Origin of the sequence: Actinosynnema sp. NPDC053489 (assembly GCF_044544865.1) — a bacterium.
GTDB lineage: Bacteria > Actinomycetota > Actinomycetes > Mycobacteriales > Pseudonocardiaceae > Actinosynnema.
This window is the reverse complement of sequence record NZ_JBITXT010000021.1, coordinates 33,794-50,689: the sequence shown is the minus strand read 5'-3', so window position 1 is coordinate 50,689 and position 16,896 is coordinate 33,794. Positions and strand designations below refer to the sequence as shown.

Below are 16,896 nucleotides of genomic sequence, written 5' to 3'. Positions count from 1 at the left end.
TGACATGACCGAGGTGATCTCCGTGGAGATCGTCCGCACACCGAACCAGGAGCAGGTCGACACCGTCGTGGGCGACCTGGTCCGGGATTCGGCACCGAGCAGGCTCACCGCGGGGGACGCCACCCTGTGGGGGGCCGAGGCGGAGCCGGAGGCGTCGATCCGCCTGGCGTGGACGACGCTGCACGAGACGTCCCGCCCGCTGGTCGCGGAGATCACCGCGCTGCGCGACGAGCTGCTCGCCGAAGGCGTGGACCGGGTGGTCCTCGCCGGCATGGGCGGCTCGTCGCTCGCGCCCGAGGTGATCACCGGCACGGCAGGCGTGCCGCTGGTGGTGCTCGACACCACCGACCCCGGCCAGGTGGCGGAAGCCCTGGCCGGCGACCTGAAGCGCACGGTGCTGGTGGTGTCGTCCAAGTCGGGCGGCACCGTCGAGACCGACAGCCACCGGCGGATCTTCGAGGCCGCGTTCACCGCGGCGGGCGTCGACGCGGCGTCGCGGATCGTCGTGGTGACCGACCCCGGCTCGCCGCTGGAGGCCGCGTCGCGCGAGGCCGGCTACCGCCGGGTGTTCCTGGCCGACCCGCACGTCGGCGGCCGCTACTCGGCGCTGACCGCGTTCGGCCTGGTGCCCTCGGGCCTGGCCGGCGCGGACGTCGGCAAGCTGCTGGACGAGGCCGCGGCCGCCGCGCCGCTGGTGTCGGCCGACTCGCCGGACAACCCGGCCGTGGTGCTGGCGGCGACGTTCGCCGTCGCCCACGCGCACGGCGCGGAGAAGGTCGTGTTCGCCGACACGGGCTCGGGCATCGCCGGGTTCGGCGACTGGGCCGAGCAGCTCATCGCCGAGTCGACCGGCAAGAACGGCACGGGCCTGCTGCCCGTCGTGGTCGAGGGCCCGGGCGCGCCCGGCTTCGTCGACGCGGGCCCGGACGCCACCACCGTCGCGATCGGACCGGCCACCGGCTCGTCGACGCTGTCGGTCGAGGGCACGCTCGGCGCGCAGTTCCTCGTCTGGGAGTACGCGACCGCGCTCGTCGGCCGGGTGCTGGAGATCAACCCGTTCGACCAGCCCGACGTCGAGGCCGCCAAGAAGGCGGCCCGCTCGCTGCTGGACTCCCCCGCCGCGTCGTCGGTCGAACCGGCCTTCGTGGACGGTCCGATCGAGGCGTACCCGAGCGAGGGCTGGCTGCCGGCGGACGTCAAGACCGTCGCCGAGGCGCTGCGGGCGCTCGTCGCGGCCGCCCCCGAGCGCGGCTACCTGTCCGTGCAGGCGTACCTCGACCGATCCGACGACGCGTCGTTCGCCCTGGTTCGCCCGGAGTTGGCGCAGCGTTCACACCTGCAGACCACGTTCGGGTGGGGCCCGCGGTTCCTGCACTCGACCGGCCAGTACCACAAGGGCGGTCACCAGAACGGCGTGTTCCTCCAGCTGACCGGGGCGTCCGGGGAGAACCTGGACGTGCCGGGCAGGCCGTACGACCTGAGCACGTTGCAGCTCGCGCAGGCGCTGGGCGACGGGCAGGTCCTCGCGGAGCGGGGCCGGCCGGTGCTGCGGCTGCACCTGACCGACCGCGTCGCCGGGCTGGCCCAGCTCGTCGAGGCAATCCAGGAGGACGGTTCGTGACGACTCCGACGAAGCGCAACCCGTTGCGCGACGCGCGGGACAAGAGGCTGCCGCGCATCGCCGGGCCCTCGGGCCTGGTGATCTTCGGCGTGACCGGTGACCTGTCGCGCAAGAAGCTCATGCCCGCGATCTACGACCTGGCCAACCGCGGCCTGCTGCCGCCTGGCTTCGCGCTCGTCGGCTTCGCCCGCCGCGACTGGGCCGACCAGGACTTCATGCAGGTCGTGCACGACGCCGTCAAGGAGCACGCGCGCACGCCCTTCCGGACCGAGGTCTGGGACCAGCTCGCCGAGGGCATCCGGTTCGTGCAGGGCACCTTCGACGACGACAGCGCGTTCGACTCGCTCGCCGCGACCCTGTCCGACCTGGACCGCGACCGCGGCACGGGCGGCAACCACGCGTTCTACCTGTCGGTGCCGCCCAGCGCGTTCACCACGGTGGTCAACCAGCTCAAGCGGGCCGGGCTGGCCACGCCGCCGAGCGACAAGCCCGACCAGTGGCGGCGCGTGGTCATCGAGAAGCCGTTCGGCCACGACCTGGCCAGCGCCAAGCAGCTCAACAAGACCGTCAACGACGTCTTCCCCGAGGAGTCGGTGTTCCGCATCGACCACTACCTCGGCAAGGAGACGGTGCAGAACATCCTGGCGCTGCGCTTCGCCAACCAGCTCTACGAGCCCATCTGGAACGCCAACTACGTCGACCACGTGCAGATCACCATGGCCGAGGACATCGGCCTCGGCGGGCGCGCGGGCTACTACGACGGCATCGGCGCGGCCCGGGACGTGATCCAGAACCACCTGCTCCAGCTCCTCGCGCTGACCGCGATGGAGGAGCCGGTGTCGTTCCGGCCGAGCGACCTGCGCGCGGAGAAGGTGAAGGTGCTGTCGGCGACCCGCGCGATCGGGCCGTTCGACGAGACCACGGCCCGCGGCCAGTACACCGGCGGCTGGCAGGGCGGGCAGAAGGTGCCCGGCCTGCTGGAGGAGGGCGGGTTCGCCAAGGACTCGGTCACCGAGACCTACGCGGCCATCACCTGCGAGGTGAACACCCGCCGCTGGGCGGGCGTGCCGTTCTACCTGCGCACCGGCAAGCGCCTGGGCCGCCGCGTCACCGAGGTGGCCGTGGTGTTCAAGCGCGCGCCGCACCTGCCGTTCGACGACACCGCCACCGAGGAGCTGGGGCAGAACGCCCTGGTGGTGCGGGTGCAGCCGGACGAGGGCGTGACGATGCGGTTCGGGTCGAAGGTGCCGGGCAACTCGATGGAGGTCCGGGACGTCACGATGGACTTCGGCTACGGCCACGCGTTCACCGAGTCCTCGCCGGAGGCCTACGAGCGGCTGCTGCTGGACGTGCTGCTGGGCGAGCCGTCGCTGTTCCCGAAGAACGACGAGGTCGAGCTGTCCTGGGAGATCCTGGACCCCGTCCTGAAGCACTGGGCCGCCACCGGCGCCCCGGAGAAGTACAAGGCAGGCACCTGGGGGCCGGCGTCGGCGGACGAGATGCTGGCCCGCACCGGCAGGCACTGGAGGCGTCCGTGATCATCGACCTGCCCTCGACCACCACGTCGCAGGTCAACAGCAAGCTCGTGCGGCTGCGCGAGGAGGGCGGTGCGGTCACCCTCGGCCGGGTGCTGACGCTGGTCATCGTGACCGACGACGGCACCAAGACCGAGGAGGCCATCGACGCGGCCAACGACGCCAGCCGCGAGCACCCCTGCCGGGTGATCGTGGTGGCGCGCGGCGCGCGCAAGGCCGCGCCGCGGCTCGACGCGCAGATCCGCGTCGGCGGTGACGCGGGCGCGTCCGAGGTGATCGTGCTGCGCCTGTACGGCGAGCTGGCCAACGAGGGCGCCTCGTGCGTCGTGCCGCTGCTGCTTCCGGACACCCCGGTGGTGGCGTGGTGGCCGAACGAGGCGCCCGCCGTGCCCGCGCAGGACCCGATCGGGCAGCTCGCGCAGCGCCGGATCACCGACGCGGCGGCGGAGAAGAACCCGATCAGGGCGTTGGAGCAGCGCCGCGTCGGCTACACGCCCGGTGACACGGACCTGGCGTGGACGCGGTTGACGCTGTGGCGGGCGATGCTCGCGTCGGCGTTCGACCTGCCGCCGCACGAGAAGGTCACCGAGGCCGAGGTGAGCGGGGAGAGCGACTCGCCGTCCACCGACCTGCTGGCCGCGTGGCTCGCCGGGTGCCTGCGGGTGCCGGTGAAGCGCGTGAAGGCCGCCCGCGGCGAGGGCATCGTGGACGTGCGGCTGGAGCGCCGGTCCGGCGTGGTCGAGCTGTCCCGGCCGGACGGCAAGGTCGGCACGCTGACCCAGGCGGGCCAGCCGGAGCGGCGGGTCGCGCTGCAGCGCCGCCAGGTGCGGGACTGCCTGGCCGAGGAGCTGCGCCGGCTCGACCCGGACGAGGTGTACGAGGCGGCGCTGCGGTCGCTGGGCAAGGTCGTGCGCGGCCGGACCCCGACCAAGCCCGCCGCGGCGACGCGCAAGCCCGCCCAGGCCAAGGCGGACGGTGACGGGACGGCGACCGCGAGCCCCGACGGCAAGGTCGAGGCGAAGGCCGAGAAGCCCGACGTGAAGGCGGACCCGAAGGCCGACGCGAAGGTGGACGCCCGGGTGGACGACAAGCCCGCCAAGACGTCCGCCGCCGCGTCGAAGTCCGCTGCCCCGAAGTCCGCTGCGGTGAAGTCCGATACGGCGAAGACCGCCGCTCCGAAGGCCGCCGCTCCGAAGGCGGCGGCCGCCAAGGCCGCGAGCGGCAAGTCGGCGGCCGGCAAGGCGGCGGGCAGGACCGGTGCCAAGTCGGCGAAGGCCAAGGCCGGCTCGTGAGCCGTCCCGAGGTGGTGGTGCACCGCGACGGCGACCTGCTGGCCGCCGCCGCGGCGGCCCGCCTGGTCACCAGCCTGGTGGACGCGCAGACCGCGCGCGGGTCGGCGTCGCTGGTGCTGACCGGCGGGCGGACCGGCATCGCGGTGCTGGAGCACCTGCGCGCCACGCCCGCCCGGGACGCGGTGGACTGGAGCCGGGTCGACCTGTACTGGGGCGACGAGCGGTTCCTGCCCGCCGGGCACCCGGAGCGCAACGAGACCCAGGCGCGGGGGGCGTTGCTCGACCACGTGCCCGTGCCGGCCGAGCGCGTGCACGTCGTGGAGCCGTCCGACGGCCGGTTCGGCGACGACCCGGAGGCCGCCGCCGCCGCGTACGCCGACGTGCTGGCCGCGGCCGGGGGCGGTTCCGTGCCGTCGTTCGACGTGTGCCTGCTCGGCGTCGGCGAGGAGGGGCACGTGGCGTCGGTGTTCCCCGAGTCGCCGGCCGTGCGGGAGCGGGAGCTGGCGGTCGTCGCGGTCCGCGACTGCCCCAAGCCCCCGCCGACCCGGGTGAGCCTCACGCTGCCCGCGATCCGGGCCGCGCGGGAGGTGTGGCTGATGACGACGGGTGCCGCGAAGGCGTCCGCCGTGGCCACCGGCCTGACCGACGCGGACGAGGAGCAGCTGCCGGCGGCGGGCGCGCGTGGTCGTCAACGCACCCTGTGGCTGCTCGACTCCGCCGCCGCTGCCGAGGTGCCCGGCTCGTCGGCCTGAACCCCGGCTCCTCCGACTGCCGCCGTCGTCCTCCGGGGCGCGGCGGCAGTCGGCGTTCGGGGCGCGGCGGTCGGCGTTCGGGGGCGTTCGCGCGTGACCTGCCCCACTCGACGTCCGGGACCAGGCACGGTGTCCGCTGATCGGACGTTCGCGCTCGCAATTTTGTGCGGCGGCCGCCGTCCCTTTCGGGTAGTCAGAGCATCTCGAAGGGTGACCGGGTGGTGGTTGCGCAGGTCGGGGTGGAGAGGCGGGTCATGCCAAGCGTGATGGCGGCGCAGTACGGTGAGGACCGGCGGATGGCTGACACGGGAGGTCGCACCCTGACCGGCGACGCTGTCGAGAGGCTGCCGAGCGGTCGGGTCAACGGCGTTCCGACCGAACGGGTGCGGCGTGCTGCGTTCACCGGGGTCCTGCGGCGGTGGTTCGGGCGGCACCGGCAGCTGTGGTTCGACGTGGCGGCCGTCGGCATCGCGGCGCTGGACGTGTGGCTGCGGGTCGTGCCCGAGGCCGAGGGGTACAACTACGTGCTGTCGGCCATCGCCGTGGCGGCCGTGGCGCTGCGCCGGCGGTTCCCGTTCCTGGTCGTGCTGATCACCGTGCCCGGGTTCCTCGCCGGGTGGGCGCAGTTGGCGGCGATGATCGCGCTGGGGACGCTGGCGCGGCAGAAGCTGCTGTCCCGGCAGGTGCGGGTCGGGGCGGCGCTGGTGTGGCTGAGCCGGTTCTTCGTGTGGCCGGTGGACGAGTTCCTAGCGCTGGACTGGAAGACGCACGTGCACAACGCCATCTACGGGTGCATCGTCGCCGGGATGCCGATCGCGATCGGGTTGCTGGCGCACGCGCGGGAGGAGCTGTCGGCGCGGATCGGCGAGCTGGCGGCGAGCCGCGAGCGGGAGCGCCTGCTGCACGCGCACGCCGTGCGGGCCGACGAGCGGGCCAGGTTGGCGCGGGAGATGCACGACGTCGTGTCGCACCAGGTGAGCCTGATCGCGATGCAGGCGGGCGCGCTGAGGATGGCGGCGGCCGACCCGGACGCCAGGCAGGTGGCCGGGACGATCCGGATGCTGAGCACCCGGACGTTGGACGAGCTGCGGCAACTGGTGAGCGTGCTGCGGACGACGAACGGCGACGACCCACCCCGACCGGGCATCGAGGACCTGCCGCAACTGGTGGGGTCCGCGGGGTTCCCGGCGACGCTGACCGTGCGCGGTCCGGTGGCCGACGTGCCGGGGCCGGTGTCCGGTGCCGTTTACCGGGCCGTGCAGGAGGCGTTGACCAACGTGCGGAAGCACGCGCGGGGGGCGGCGACGGCGGTGCTGGTGGTCGCCGAGGACGAGCGGTTGGTGGTGGAGGTGCGCAACGAGCCGCCGGTGGGTTCGGTGGACGGGGCGGCGCTGCCCAGCGGTGGGCACGGGCTGGTGGGGTTGCGGGAGCGTGCGGCGCTGTTGGACGGGGAGCTGGAAGCGTGCCCGACGGACGACGGCGGCTTCGCCGTGAAGGTGACGTTTCCGCTGGTGAGAAGCTTCGGCGCGAAGGTGCCGAAGTCCACTGTCGAGTGAATTTGCTGGAACGACCAACCGAAACGCTGTTATTTTGGATCTCGGACGTCGGTTGGAACAACGAGGAAGCCGGCACCGACCCGCCCGCCCCCGGCACCCCCGGCCTCGGCCACCTGCCGACCCCGCCGCCGAGGCCCCGGGGCGTGGCCACCGATCGCCGGCGGGCGCGATCGCGGAGGGCGCGCCGTCGCGTGGCGCGCCGTCGCGTGGCGGGCAGTCGGGCGGCGGGCAGTCGGGCGGAGGAGCCGGCATCGGGCGGACGATCCGGCGGAGCGCGGGCCGTGGGCAGGTCGCGGGTCAGCGCAGCGCGGAGCGCGGGTCGTCGGCGGGTCCCGGGTCAGCGCAGCGCGGACCGCCGCGCGGCCACGACCGTGCACACGGCCGCCGCCGCCCCCAGCGCGCCGCACACCAGCGCCGGCCAGAGGTCGGGTGCGTGCCGCAGCAGCACGGACGCCAGGAGCCACACCGCCACCCCGAGCCCGAAGCCCAACGGGGCCGCGACGACCACTGCGCCGGTCCCCGCCCGCCGCCGCCGCACGGACCGGAGCACGGACTCCAGGTACGCGAGCGCGAACAGCAGCAGCACCGCGCTCCCCGCGCCCATGATGCTGACCAGCGGGTGGGTGACGGGCTGGAGGGAGTAGTCGGCGGACTTGCCGTCGGCCGTCACCGTGGCCACCGCCGCGCCGCCCACGATCCACCGGCTCGCGCCCGGCAGCTCGAAGGTGAGCGGTGAGGTCGGGCCGGCGGCGGCTGGGTTGGGGTCCGCCGGGTCGGGTGCGGTGGCGGGGACGTCGGCCAGGGTGATGCCGGCGGCGGTGAGGGTCAGGTGGGCCGTGGTGGGGTCGCCCAGGCCCAGGGTGACCGGCTTGCTCAGGTCCGCGCTGTGCACCGGCAGGTCGCGGCCCGGGGTGGCGAGCGGCACGGCGATCATGGCGGCCGCGGCCAGGGCGGCGGCCAGGGCGAACCAGCGGGCCGGGGCGGGAGGTGCCAGGACCCGCGCGGCCGGCACGAGGGTTTCCGCGCCCAGCCGCACGGGCGTCGTCCCGGCCTCGGCGAGCGTCGCCCGAACGGGGATGTCCAGGGTCTCCCGCACGACGGGGGGTGTCGCGGTCGGGCGCGTGGTGGCGGCGGCCACCTGCGGGCTCAGGTGGATCGGGGCGCCCAGGCGCAGCAGCCAGTCCCGGCCGAACACGCCCGCCGCCGCGCCCGCCAGGTCCACCGCGAACGTCTCCGCGTTGCGGTAGCGCGCCCGCGGGTCCCGTTCGATCCCGCGCATGATCACCCGGGCGAGTGGTTCGGGTACCTCGACCAGGGGTCGGGGCTGGTGGTGGACGTGGCGTTGGATCATCGCCAGCGCCCCGCCCCCGCCGTCGAACGGCAGCCGGCCGCTGAGCAGCTCGTACAGCACCGTCGCCGCCCCGTACACGTCGGCGGCGGGGCTGAGCGGGTTGCCCAGCGCCTGCTCGGGCGACAGGTAGGCGGGCGTGCCGAGCACCTGCCCGCCGTGCGTCCCGAGCGTCGCGCCCTCGCTGACCACCTGCGAGATCCCGAAATCGGCGACCTTGAGCACGCCGCCGGCGGTGAACAGCAGGTTCTTCGGCTTCACGTCCAGGTGCAGCACGCCGGCCTCGTGCGCCGCGTGCAGGCCCGACAGCATCGCCAGGCCGAAAGCACACGACCAGGCGGGGGTGACGCCTGATCCGGTGAACTTCGACCACACCGTGCCACCGTCGAGCTTCTCCATCACCAGCAGGTGCTCGCCCCGGTCCTGGACGTAGTCGTACACGGGCACGATGTGGGGGTGGTCGAGCCGCGCCAGCAGCCGGGCCTCGTGCGCGAACCGCGCGCTCATCCGCTCGTCGGACGCCGGCACGCCGGGCAGCCGCTTCACCGCCACGGCGCGGCCGAGGGGCCGGTGCACGGCCGCGTACACCACGCCCATGCCGCCGCGCCCGATCTCCGCGCCGAGGTCGTACTGGGGCAGGGCCGCGGCGACGTTCGCCGGCACCGTCACCGGGCACCGCCGGGCACCGGCCGCGTGATGCGCTGCGTGCTCTCCGGGTCGACCGGCGGCGGGGCGGGCAGGTCGTCGGCGTCCGGGTGCGGGGTCAGGTAGCCGAGGGCGAACGCCGCCGCGGCCGCGCCCAGGACGAACGGGACCTCGGCGCCCGGCGACGGCGCGACGACCCGCAGCACGGACAGCGAGATCACCGCGACGAGGCCCGTGCCGACGCCGGCGGGCAGGAACCGCATGGCGCGCTGCCACCGGTTCGGGGGCAGTCGCCGCCGGGCGAGGGCCAACAGCGCGCCCGCCCACGCCAGCACCGTGAGCGCGAACACCGCCAGCCCGAACACCCCGTACACCGACCACGCGGACCCGCGCACGTCGCCGGTCACGCCGATCGACGCGATCACGTCGCGGTTGGTGTCGAGGACCTCCAGCTCGGTCGGCAGCAGGCCGGTCGCCTGCGCGCCGAGCTGCCCGAGGTCGAGGACGAACCCGCGCGTGACGCTCTGCCCGGCGGGCACGTCGAACGGCACGGTCGTGTCGTAGGAGAAGAACGTCAGCGCCAGCGCGGTGCCGGACAGCCGGATGGTCTTCACGTGCCGGACGGTGTCGGTTCCGTTGTGGACGGTCACGGAGATGCGCGGGGAGGCGGCCGGGTCGAGCAGCAGCTCGTCCTCGCCGACGGGGGTTCCGTCCACCGTGGCGTCGATGGCGACCGCGTCCCCGGCCGCGTGCGCGGGGGCGGTGGCGGCACCGAGGAAGATCCCGCACAGGAGCAGTAAACCGGCGCTGCCCATAATGCGTCTCACAAGGGCACCTCGTGGGTGGGTGGCGGACTGGTCCGGGGGTCGGTATGCGATCGGCAGGAACACTAGCTCCACTCGCCGCCCTGGCCTATGCCGTCGCGGTCCTCTTCGCCGCGCCGGCGTCGGCGCAGCAGCAGGGCGTCGCGACGGCGAGCCCGGATTCCGGGCCGGCGGGCAGCGCGTTCGCGGTGAGCTGGACCGGGGTGTACCTGGATCCGGACTGCTCGAACTACACCGTGCAGATCCTGTGGGACGGCGGGCGGGTGATCGGCAGCGGCCGGCACTCGGGGCGCGGCGCGGGGTCGGGCACGGCGACGGTGCCGGGCGACGCGGGTGCCGGTGCGCACCGGGTGACCGCGAGGCCGGTGTGCGCGGCGACGTCGAACCCGTCGGACACGTTCACGGTGACGGTCCGGCCGACCACCACCGCGCCGCCGGTGACGACGACGACCGCTCCCCCGGTGACCACGACGACCACCGCCGCCCGTCCGACGGTGAGCACGACGACCGGGCCGACGACGACCACCACGAGCACCACCACCACGACGACGACCACGACCACCACGACGACGGGCGGTTCGTCGGCCGGGACGACCACGACGAAGCCGTTCGACGGTGACGGCGCGCTGACGCTGGACAAGGACAACATCCAGCCCGGTGACCCGCTGACGGCCACGGGCACGGGGTGCGAGCCGGGTGGGCCGGTGCGGCTCAGCTCGCTGGGCGAGGCCGTCGGCACGGCGCGGGCGGACGGGTCGGGGACGTTCAGCACCAGGGTGGAGTTCACGACGATCCAGCCGGGGCGGCACGTGATCCGGGCGGACTGCGGTGTGGTGCTGGTGGGCAGCGTGGACGTGGCGCTGACGAGTTCGACGGGCGGCACGACGTCGACGCTGGTGATCCTGGTGTTCTTCCTGCTGGTGGGCGCGGTCCTGGTGCGCCGGCAGTTCGCGGGGGTCTTCACGAAGCAGGGGTGAACCGGGCGGTGCGGGAACCGGGCGGGGCGGGAACGGCGACGGCCCCCGCCGGTTGGTCACCGCGGGGGCCGTCGTGCCGTGCGTTCGAACCCTGCTAGGGCTCCTCGCGCTGCTTGCGCAGCTTGGTGAGCGCCTCTTCGAGGATCGCCTCACCGTCCGCGTCGGAGCGCCGCTCCTTCACGTACGCCAGGTGCGTCTTGTACGGCTCGTTGCGCGGCGGGGCAGGCGGGGCCTGCTCGTCGCGCCCGGCCGGCAGACCGCACCGGGGGCAGTCCCAGTTCTCCGGGATCTCGGCTTCGACCGCGAACGACGGCCGAGACTCGTGCGCGTTCGCGCACCAGTACGACACCCGACGTCGGGGCGCGGACTCGCCGCGCTCCGATTCGCCCATCGGGCCTGCGCCGACGCGGGTACCGCGAATCGCGTTACCACCAGCCATCGACCCTCACACCCCCACCACGTGGTTTCCCTGTGTCCGTGCCGGCCGGCGCCGTGCGCCCGCCGACCCCTGTCAGCTGACCTTCATCAGCAGCCCGATGCCCACGATGGCGATGACCCAGACCGCGCCGACGAACAACGTCAGCCGGTCGAGGTTCTTCTCGACCACGCTGGAACCGGACAGGCTCGACTGCATGCCGCCGCCGAACAACGAGGACAGACCGCCTCCACGCCCGCGGTGCAGCAGCACGAGCAGGATCAGCAGGACGCTGGAGACGAGCAACAGGATCTGAAGGAACAGGATCATTTCTTCCTCGCTGTCAGGCAGGTGACGCCACAGAGTACCCGGTCGACTGCCGACCGTGGACCACCGCGGGTGGGGTGAGTGTCAATCACATCAGGGTAGAGGGCCGCCCGCCGCGAGAGCGCAGAGCTTGGCGAACTCGTCCGCATCCAGGCTCGCACCACCCACAAGGGCGCCGTCGACGTCCTTCTGGGAGATCAACTCGGCGATGTTGCCGGACTTGACCGAGCCGCCGTAAAGCACTCGAACGGCCGAAGCGACGTCCTCGCCGTGGAGTTCGGCGATCTTGACCCGGATGGCCGCGCACACCTCCTGCGCGTCCGCGGACGAGGCGACCTTGCCCGTGCCGATGGCCCACACCGGCTCGTAGGCCACGACGACGTCGCGGACCTGCTCGGCGGTGAGGCCGGCGAGGCCCGCGACGAGCTGCTCGGTGCAGTGCTCGACGTGCCCGCCCGCCTCGCGCACGTCCACCTGCTCGCCGAGGCAGAAGATGGGCGTGATGCCGTGCTTGAGGGCCGCCTTGACCTTCTTGTTGACCAGGGCGTCGTCCTCGGCGTGGTACTCGCGGCGCTCGGAGTGGCCCACGGTGACGTAGGAGCAGCCGAGCTTGGCGAGCATGGGGCCGGACACGTCACCGGTGTAGGCGCCCGAGTCGTGCGGGGACAGGTCCTGCGCGCCGTACTTCAGCAACAGCTTGTCGCCGTCGACGAGGGTCTGGATGGAGCGGATGTCGACGAACGGCGGCAGCACCGCCACCTCGACCTTGGCGAAGTACTTCTCCGGGAGGGAGAAGGCGATCTTCTGCACCAGGGCGATGGCCTCGAGGTGGTTGAGGTTCATCTTCCAGTTGCCCGCGATGAGGGGCTGACGCTGGGCCATCACGCCTCCAAGACAGACACGCCGGGCAGTTCCTTGCCCTCGAGGTACTCCAGGGACGCGCCGCCGCCGGTGGAGATGTGCGAGAAGCCGTCCTCGGGCAGGCCGAGGGCGCGCACGGCCGCGGCCGAGTCGCCGCCGCCGACGACGGTGAACGCGTCGCTCTTGACGAGCGCCTCGGCCACCGCGCGGGTGCCGCCGGAGAACGCCTCGAACTCGAACACGCCCATCGGGCCGTTCCAGAACACGGTCTGCGCGTCGGCGAGCTTGGACGCGAACAGCTCGCGCGTCTCGGGGCCGATGTCCAGGCCCTGCCGGTCGGCGGGGATGGCGTCGGTGCGCACGACCTCGAAGTCGGCGTCGGGCGCGAAGTCGGTGGCCGCGAGCACGTCGACGGGCAGCACCAGCTCGACGCCGCGCCGCTCGGCCTCGGCGAGGAAGCCGCGGACCTGGTCGAGCTGGTCCTCCTGGAGCAGCGAGCCGCCGACCTCGTGGCCCTGGGCCTTGAGGAAGGTGTAGGCCATGCCGCCGCCGATGAGGAGCCGGTCGACCTTGGTGAGCAGGTTCGCGATGACGCCGAGCTTGTCGGACACCTTCGCGCCGCCGAGGACGACGACGTAGGGCCGCTGGGTGTCGTCGGTGAGCTTGCGCAGCACCTCGACCTCGGCGAGCACGAGGCCGCCCGCGTAGTGCGGGAGCTTCTCGGCCACGTCGTAGACCGACGCCTGCTTGCGGTGCACGACGCCGAAGCCGTCGGAGACGAACGCGTCGGCCTTGGCGGCGAGCTCGTCGGCGAGGGCGGCGCGCTCGGCGTCGTCCTTGCTGGTCTCGCGGGCGTCGAAGCGGATGTTCTCCAGCAGCACGACGGTGCCGTCACCGGCGGCCTCGGTGCCGATCCGGACGTCCTGGCCGAGCAGCTCGCCCAGCCGCGCGGCGACGGGCGCGAGGGAGAACTTGGGGTCGGGTTCGCCCTTGGGGCGGCCCAGGTGGGCGGCGACCAGGACGCGGGCGCCCGCGTCCACGAGCGCCTTGATGGTGGGGACCGACGCGCGGACGCGGCCGTCGTCGGTGATGCGGTCGCCGTCGAGGGGGACGTTCAGGTCGGCGCGCACGAGGACGCGCCGACCCGAGACACCCTCGCCGAGCAGATCGTCGAGAGTCTTCACAGCGAGTTGTCCGCCTGTTCGGTCAGAGCTTGCTGGCGACGAGGTTGACCAGGTCGGCGAGGCGGTTGGAGTAGCCCCACTCGTTGTCGTACCAGCCGACGACCTTGACCTGGTTGCCGATGACCTTGGTCAGCGGCGCGTCGTAGATGCACGACGCCGGGTCGGTGACGATGTCGGCCGACACGATCGGGTCGGTGTTGTAGCGGAGGTAGCCCTTGAGCGGGCCCTCGGCGGCGGCCTGGTAGGCGGCGTTGACCTCGTCCACGGTGACCTCGCGGCCGACGGTGACGGTCAGGTCGGTGGCCGAGCCGGTGGGCACGGGCACGCGCAGGGCGTAGCCGTCGAGCTTGCCCTTCAGCTCCGGCAGGACCAGGCCGATCGCCTTCGCGGCACCGGTGCTGGTGGGCACGATGTTCAGCGCGGCGGCACGGGCGCGGCGCAGGTCCTTGTGCGGCGCGTCCTGCAGGTTCTGGTCCTGCGTGTAGGCGTGGATCGTGGTCATGAGGCCACGCTCGATGGTGAAGTTGTCGTGCAGCACCTTGGCCAGCGGGGCCAGGCAGTTCGTGGTGCACGAGGCGTTGGAGATGACGGTCTGCGAACCGTCGTACTGGTCGTCGTTCGCGCCCAGCACCACGGTGAGGTCCTCACCCTTGGCCGGGGCGGAGATGATGACCTTCTTCGCGCCGCCCTCGTCGACGTGCTTGCGCGCGGCCGAGGCGTCGGTGAAGAAGCCGGTCGACTCCACGACGACGTCGACGCCGAGGTCCTTCCAGGGCAGCTTGCCCGGGTCGCGCTCGGCCAGGGCCTTGATGACCTTGCCGTCGACGGCGATGCCCTCGTCGGTCACGGTCACCTCGCCGTCGAGGCGGCCGAGGATGGAGTCGTACTTGAGCAGGTGGGCCATGGTGTTGACGTCACCGAGGTCGTTGAAGGCGACGATCTCGATGTCGTGCCCGCTGGCCTGAACGGCGCGCCAGAAGTTGCGACCGATGCGGCCGAAACCATTGACACCTACGCGAACCGTCACGGTGAGTCTCCTCGGTACTCGACTGGCGTTGTCCGCCAGGGGCGTGCAGTCATGGGCTGACCAGGCAGCCGAGAGCCAGCCTAGCCTCCGGCCTGCGTCCCTGGTCACGTGGACCACCAGGATCTCTTTATCGAACAAGAAAATCCAGCTCGACCGCCTTGTTACCGCGAGGTAACACGGGCGGCGGGCTCTGCCGACCCCGGAGTCCGCCTCGACCGGCCCGCGTCCCGGGTCCCGGTCGACTCCAGCGTATGACCCGGCGTGCCCGCGCGCAGGGTGTGCGCAGCGTGACGGGACCGGTGTCCGAGCGGGGAACTCGGGGGTCGCGAGCGTGGGACACGGGGGTCCCGGGCGTTCGACGCACGGGGTGGACCGGACGTCACGATTCGCTGAACGAAGTAGCTCCAACGCCACACGGGCGGGTTAAGCTGCGCCGCTTTTGTCCTCGGCGGTGGCGGTGAGCAGTGGCGATGGTGACCGGTGAGCAGGCCCTCGCACCCGCCCGCGCCTCGAACCCCCTCGGCACCCGGGCCGACATCCAGGGGTTGCGGGCGCTGGCCGTCGGCCTGGTGGTCTGCTACCACCTGCGCCCCGGGTGGCTGCCCGGCGGCTTCGTCGGCGTCGACGTCTTCTTCGCCATCTCCGGCTACCTGATCATCGGCACGCTCGTCGGCGAGGTCCGGCGCACCGGCACCGTCCGGCTGCTCGACTTCTACGCGCGGCGCGTCCGCAGGCTCCTGCCGGCGGCGACGGTCGTGCTGCTGGCGGTGTCGGCGGCGGTGTTCGCGGTGCTGCCCACCTCGCGGTGGCCGGACGTGCTGCGCGGGGTCGTCTTCTCGGCGGTCAACGCGCAGAACTGGCTGCTGGCCGTGCTGTCCGACGACTACGGGCACGCCACGGTCGGGGCGTCACCGGTGCAGCACTTCTGGTCGCTGGCCGTGGAGGAGCAGTTCTACCTGGTCATCCCGCTGGTCCTGCTCGCCTCGGCCGCCCTCGCGGCGCGTCGGGGCGGCGGCGCGGTGCGGCACGCGGTGGTCGCGGTCGGCGCGATCACGGTGGCGTCGTTCGCGTTCTCGGTCTGGTACACGCCGGTCGACCCGGGCGCGGCCTACTTCGTCACGCCGACCCGCGTGTGGGAACTGGGCGTCGGCGGCCTCGCCGCGACGGTCGCGCACCGGGTGCGGCCGGGTGCGGCGGCACGTCGGCTGCTCGGCTGGGGCGGCTTGGTCGCGGTGCTGGTGAGCGCCTTCGGGTTCACCACGGACATGGCGTTCCCCGGTTGGATCGCGGTGCTGCCGGCGGTCGGCACGGCCGCGGTGCTCCTGACCGCCGACGGATCGCTCGCCCGCGTGCTCGGGCCGCGCCCGGTGACCTACGTCGGCGACATCTCCTACAGCCTGTACCTGTGGCACTGGCCGGTGATCGTCTTCCTGCTGGAGGTGACCGGTGACCGGGCGCTCGGTCCCCACCAGGTCGTGGTGGCCGCCGCGCTCAGCTTCGTGCTGGCGGCGCTGTCGAAGCGGTACGTCGAGGACCCGTTCCGGCGGCGCAAGCCCGAACGACGGCGCACCACCTACCGCGTCGGCGCGGCGATGGTCGCGGTGAGCGTCGCCGTCGCGGCCGGCGGCTGGGCGTCGGCCGAGTCGGCGCTGGCCGCGTTGCGCGGCCGGTCGGTGATCGACGCCGACCACCCCGGCGCGCTGGCCCTCGACCCGGACCGGCCGCGTCCGGTGCCGTCCGGGGTCGCCCTCGCGCCCGCACCGGCCGTGGCCGCGCAGGACGGGCCGCTCGGCGACCTGCCGGGTAACTGCAACATCTACAAGATGGAGGCGGAACCCACGTCGTGCATGTACGGCGACCCGCTGGCACCCAAGACCGCGGTCGTCGTCGGTGATTCCCACGCCGCCCAGTTCAGCAGCGCGCTCGCCGAGTTCGCGCGACACGAAGGCGCCGGCCGGTGGCGGGTGAAGGTCGTGGTGCGCAACGGCTGCCCGTTCACCTCCGTGCCGCCGTCCGACAGGGGCACACCGCTGACCGTCTGCTCGGACGAGAACCTCAGGAAGCTCGACCTCATCCGCGACCTGCACCCGGACCTGGTGGTCACCGCCGCCATGTCGCCCGAGTCCTACCGGGCGGACCTGAATTGGACGTGGGAGTCGCCCGACCGCGCCGTGGAGGGCTACCGGACCATGCTGTCCGCCCTATCCGGAGCCGACATTCCGGTCGTCGTGATCCGCGGCCTGCCGAGGCCCGGCGAGCCGGTCGTGCCCTGCCTCGAACGCCACCCGGACCGCCCGGCCGACTGCGACACGTCCCGGTCCAGGGCCGCGGGCACCGCGACGGACCCGTTGGCCGACGCCGCGACCGGCCTGCCGGGGGTGCGACTGGTCGACCTGACCGACTGGATCTGCCGCGTCGACACCTGCCCGGCCGTCGTCGGCAACGTGGTCGTCTACCGCGACAACCACTTGACCGACACCTACGTCCGGTCCATGACCGAGCCGCTCGTCGCCGCCCTCGGGCTCCGCTGAC

14 protein-coding genes are annotated in these 16,896 nt (G+C 73.1%); 7 read left to right on the top strand and 7 right to left on the bottom strand.

Annotated elements, in window-relative coordinates:
- The first annotated feature begins 4 nt into the window (after nucleotides 1-4).
- The 5 genes from ACIGNX_RS32740 to ACIGNX_RS32720 all read left to right on the top strand — a co-directional run bounded on the left by ACIGNX_RS32740 (nucleotide 5) and on the right by ACIGNX_RS32720 (nucleotide 6,756).
- Nucleotides 5-1,621 carry a glucose-6-phosphate isomerase gene (locus tag ACIGNX_RS32740; RefSeq protein ID WP_396545062.1) on the top strand — a complete coding sequence of 539 codons (1,617 nt, stop codon included), beginning with the start codon at nucleotides 5-7 and terminating at the stop codon, nucleotides 1,619-1,621.
- The gene (gene zwf / locus ACIGNX_RS32735; protein ID WP_396545060.1) at nucleotides 1,618-3,159 is read left to right on the top strand and encodes a glucose-6-phosphate dehydrogenase; all 1,542 of its coding nucleotides are present in this window, start codon (nucleotides 1,618-1,620) and stop codon (nucleotides 3,157-3,159) included. The genes ACIGNX_RS32740 and zwf overlap by 4 nt, the downstream gene beginning before the upstream one ends.
- Nucleotides 3,156-4,448 carry a glucose-6-phosphate dehydrogenase assembly protein OpcA gene (opcA, locus tag ACIGNX_RS32730; protein ID WP_396545059.1) on the top strand — a complete coding sequence of 431 codons (1,293 nt, stop codon included), beginning with the start codon at nucleotides 3,156-3,158 and terminating at the stop codon, nucleotides 4,446-4,448. The genes zwf and opcA overlap by 4 nt, the downstream gene beginning before the upstream one ends.
- The gene (pgl, locus tag ACIGNX_RS32725; RefSeq protein ID WP_396545058.1) at nucleotides 4,445-5,200 is read left to right on the top strand and encodes a 6-phosphogluconolactonase; all 756 of its coding nucleotides are present in this window, start codon (nucleotides 4,445-4,447) and stop codon (nucleotides 5,198-5,200) included. The genes opcA and pgl overlap by 4 nt, the downstream gene beginning before the upstream one ends.
- 296 nt (nucleotides 5,201-5,496) lie before the next feature.
- Nucleotides 5,497-6,756, top strand: a complete 1,260-nt coding sequence (locus ACIGNX_RS32720; protein WP_396545056.1) for a sensor histidine kinase — start codon at nucleotides 5,497-5,499, stop codon at nucleotides 6,754-6,756.
- Between the two features lie 337 nt (nucleotides 6,757-7,093).
- On the opposite strand, the gene ACIGNX_RS32715 is transcribed toward ACIGNX_RS32720, so the two are convergent.
- Nucleotides 7,094-8,773: a serine/threonine-protein kinase gene (locus ACIGNX_RS32715; protein WP_396545055.1), complete on the bottom strand. Its 1,680-nt coding sequence runs from the start codon at nucleotides 8,771-8,773 to the stop codon at nucleotides 7,094-7,096.
- Complete coding sequence (locus ACIGNX_RS32710) at nucleotides 8,770-9,576, bottom strand: hypothetical protein (RefSeq protein ID WP_396545053.1); 807 nt, start codon at nucleotides 9,574-9,576, stop codon at nucleotides 8,770-8,772. The genes ACIGNX_RS32715 and ACIGNX_RS32710 overlap by 4 nt, the downstream gene beginning before the upstream one ends.
- A 44-nt stretch (nucleotides 9,577-9,620) precedes the next feature.
- Between ACIGNX_RS32710 and ACIGNX_RS32705 the strand changes: the two genes are divergently transcribed.
- Nucleotides 9,621-10,550, top strand: a complete 930-nt coding sequence (locus tag ACIGNX_RS32705; protein ID WP_396545051.1) for a hypothetical protein — start codon at nucleotides 9,621-9,623, stop codon at nucleotides 10,548-10,550.
- 94 nt (nucleotides 10,551-10,644) lie between these two features.
- On the opposite strand, the gene ACIGNX_RS32700 is transcribed toward ACIGNX_RS32705, so the two are convergent.
- The 5 genes from ACIGNX_RS32700 to gap form a co-directional block, all read right to left on the bottom strand.
- Nucleotides 10,645-10,989 carry an RNA polymerase-binding protein RbpA gene (locus ACIGNX_RS32700; protein ID WP_015103628.1) on the bottom strand — a complete coding sequence of 115 codons (345 nt, stop codon included), beginning with the start codon at nucleotides 10,987-10,989 and terminating at the stop codon, nucleotides 10,645-10,647.
- A 72-nt stretch (nucleotides 10,990-11,061) separates the two neighbouring features.
- Nucleotides 11,062-11,295: a preprotein translocase subunit SecG gene (gene secG / locus ACIGNX_RS32695; protein WP_396545048.1), complete on the bottom strand. Its 234-nt coding sequence runs from the start codon at nucleotides 11,293-11,295 to the stop codon at nucleotides 11,062-11,064.
- Nucleotides 11,296-11,385: 90 nt separating this feature from the next.
- Nucleotides 11,386-12,174, bottom strand: coding sequence for a triose-phosphate isomerase (tpiA, locus tag ACIGNX_RS32690; protein WP_396545046.1), 789 nt, complete (start codon nucleotides 12,172-12,174; stop codon nucleotides 11,386-11,388).
- A complete protein-coding gene (locus ACIGNX_RS32685) occupies nucleotides 12,174-13,337 on the bottom strand; it encodes a phosphoglycerate kinase (RefSeq protein ID WP_396545045.1) in 1,164 nt (387 codons plus the stop codon). Before ACIGNX_RS32685 ends, tpiA begins: the two co-directional genes overlap by 1 nt.
- A 22-nt stretch (nucleotides 13,338-13,359) precedes the next feature.
- Complete coding sequence (gene gap / locus ACIGNX_RS32680; RefSeq protein WP_396545043.1) at nucleotides 13,360-14,364, bottom strand: type I glyceraldehyde-3-phosphate dehydrogenase; 1,005 nt, start codon at nucleotides 14,362-14,364, stop codon at nucleotides 13,360-13,362.
- 470 nt (nucleotides 14,365-14,834) lie between these two features.
- Here gap and ACIGNX_RS32675 point away from each other — a divergent pair, with 470 nt between their 5' ends.
- Entirely contained in the window at nucleotides 14,835-16,895 is a 2,061-nt protein-coding gene (locus tag ACIGNX_RS32675; RefSeq protein WP_396545041.1) for an acyltransferase family protein, read from the top strand.
- The last annotated feature ends 1 nt before the right edge of the window (nucleotide 16,896 follow it).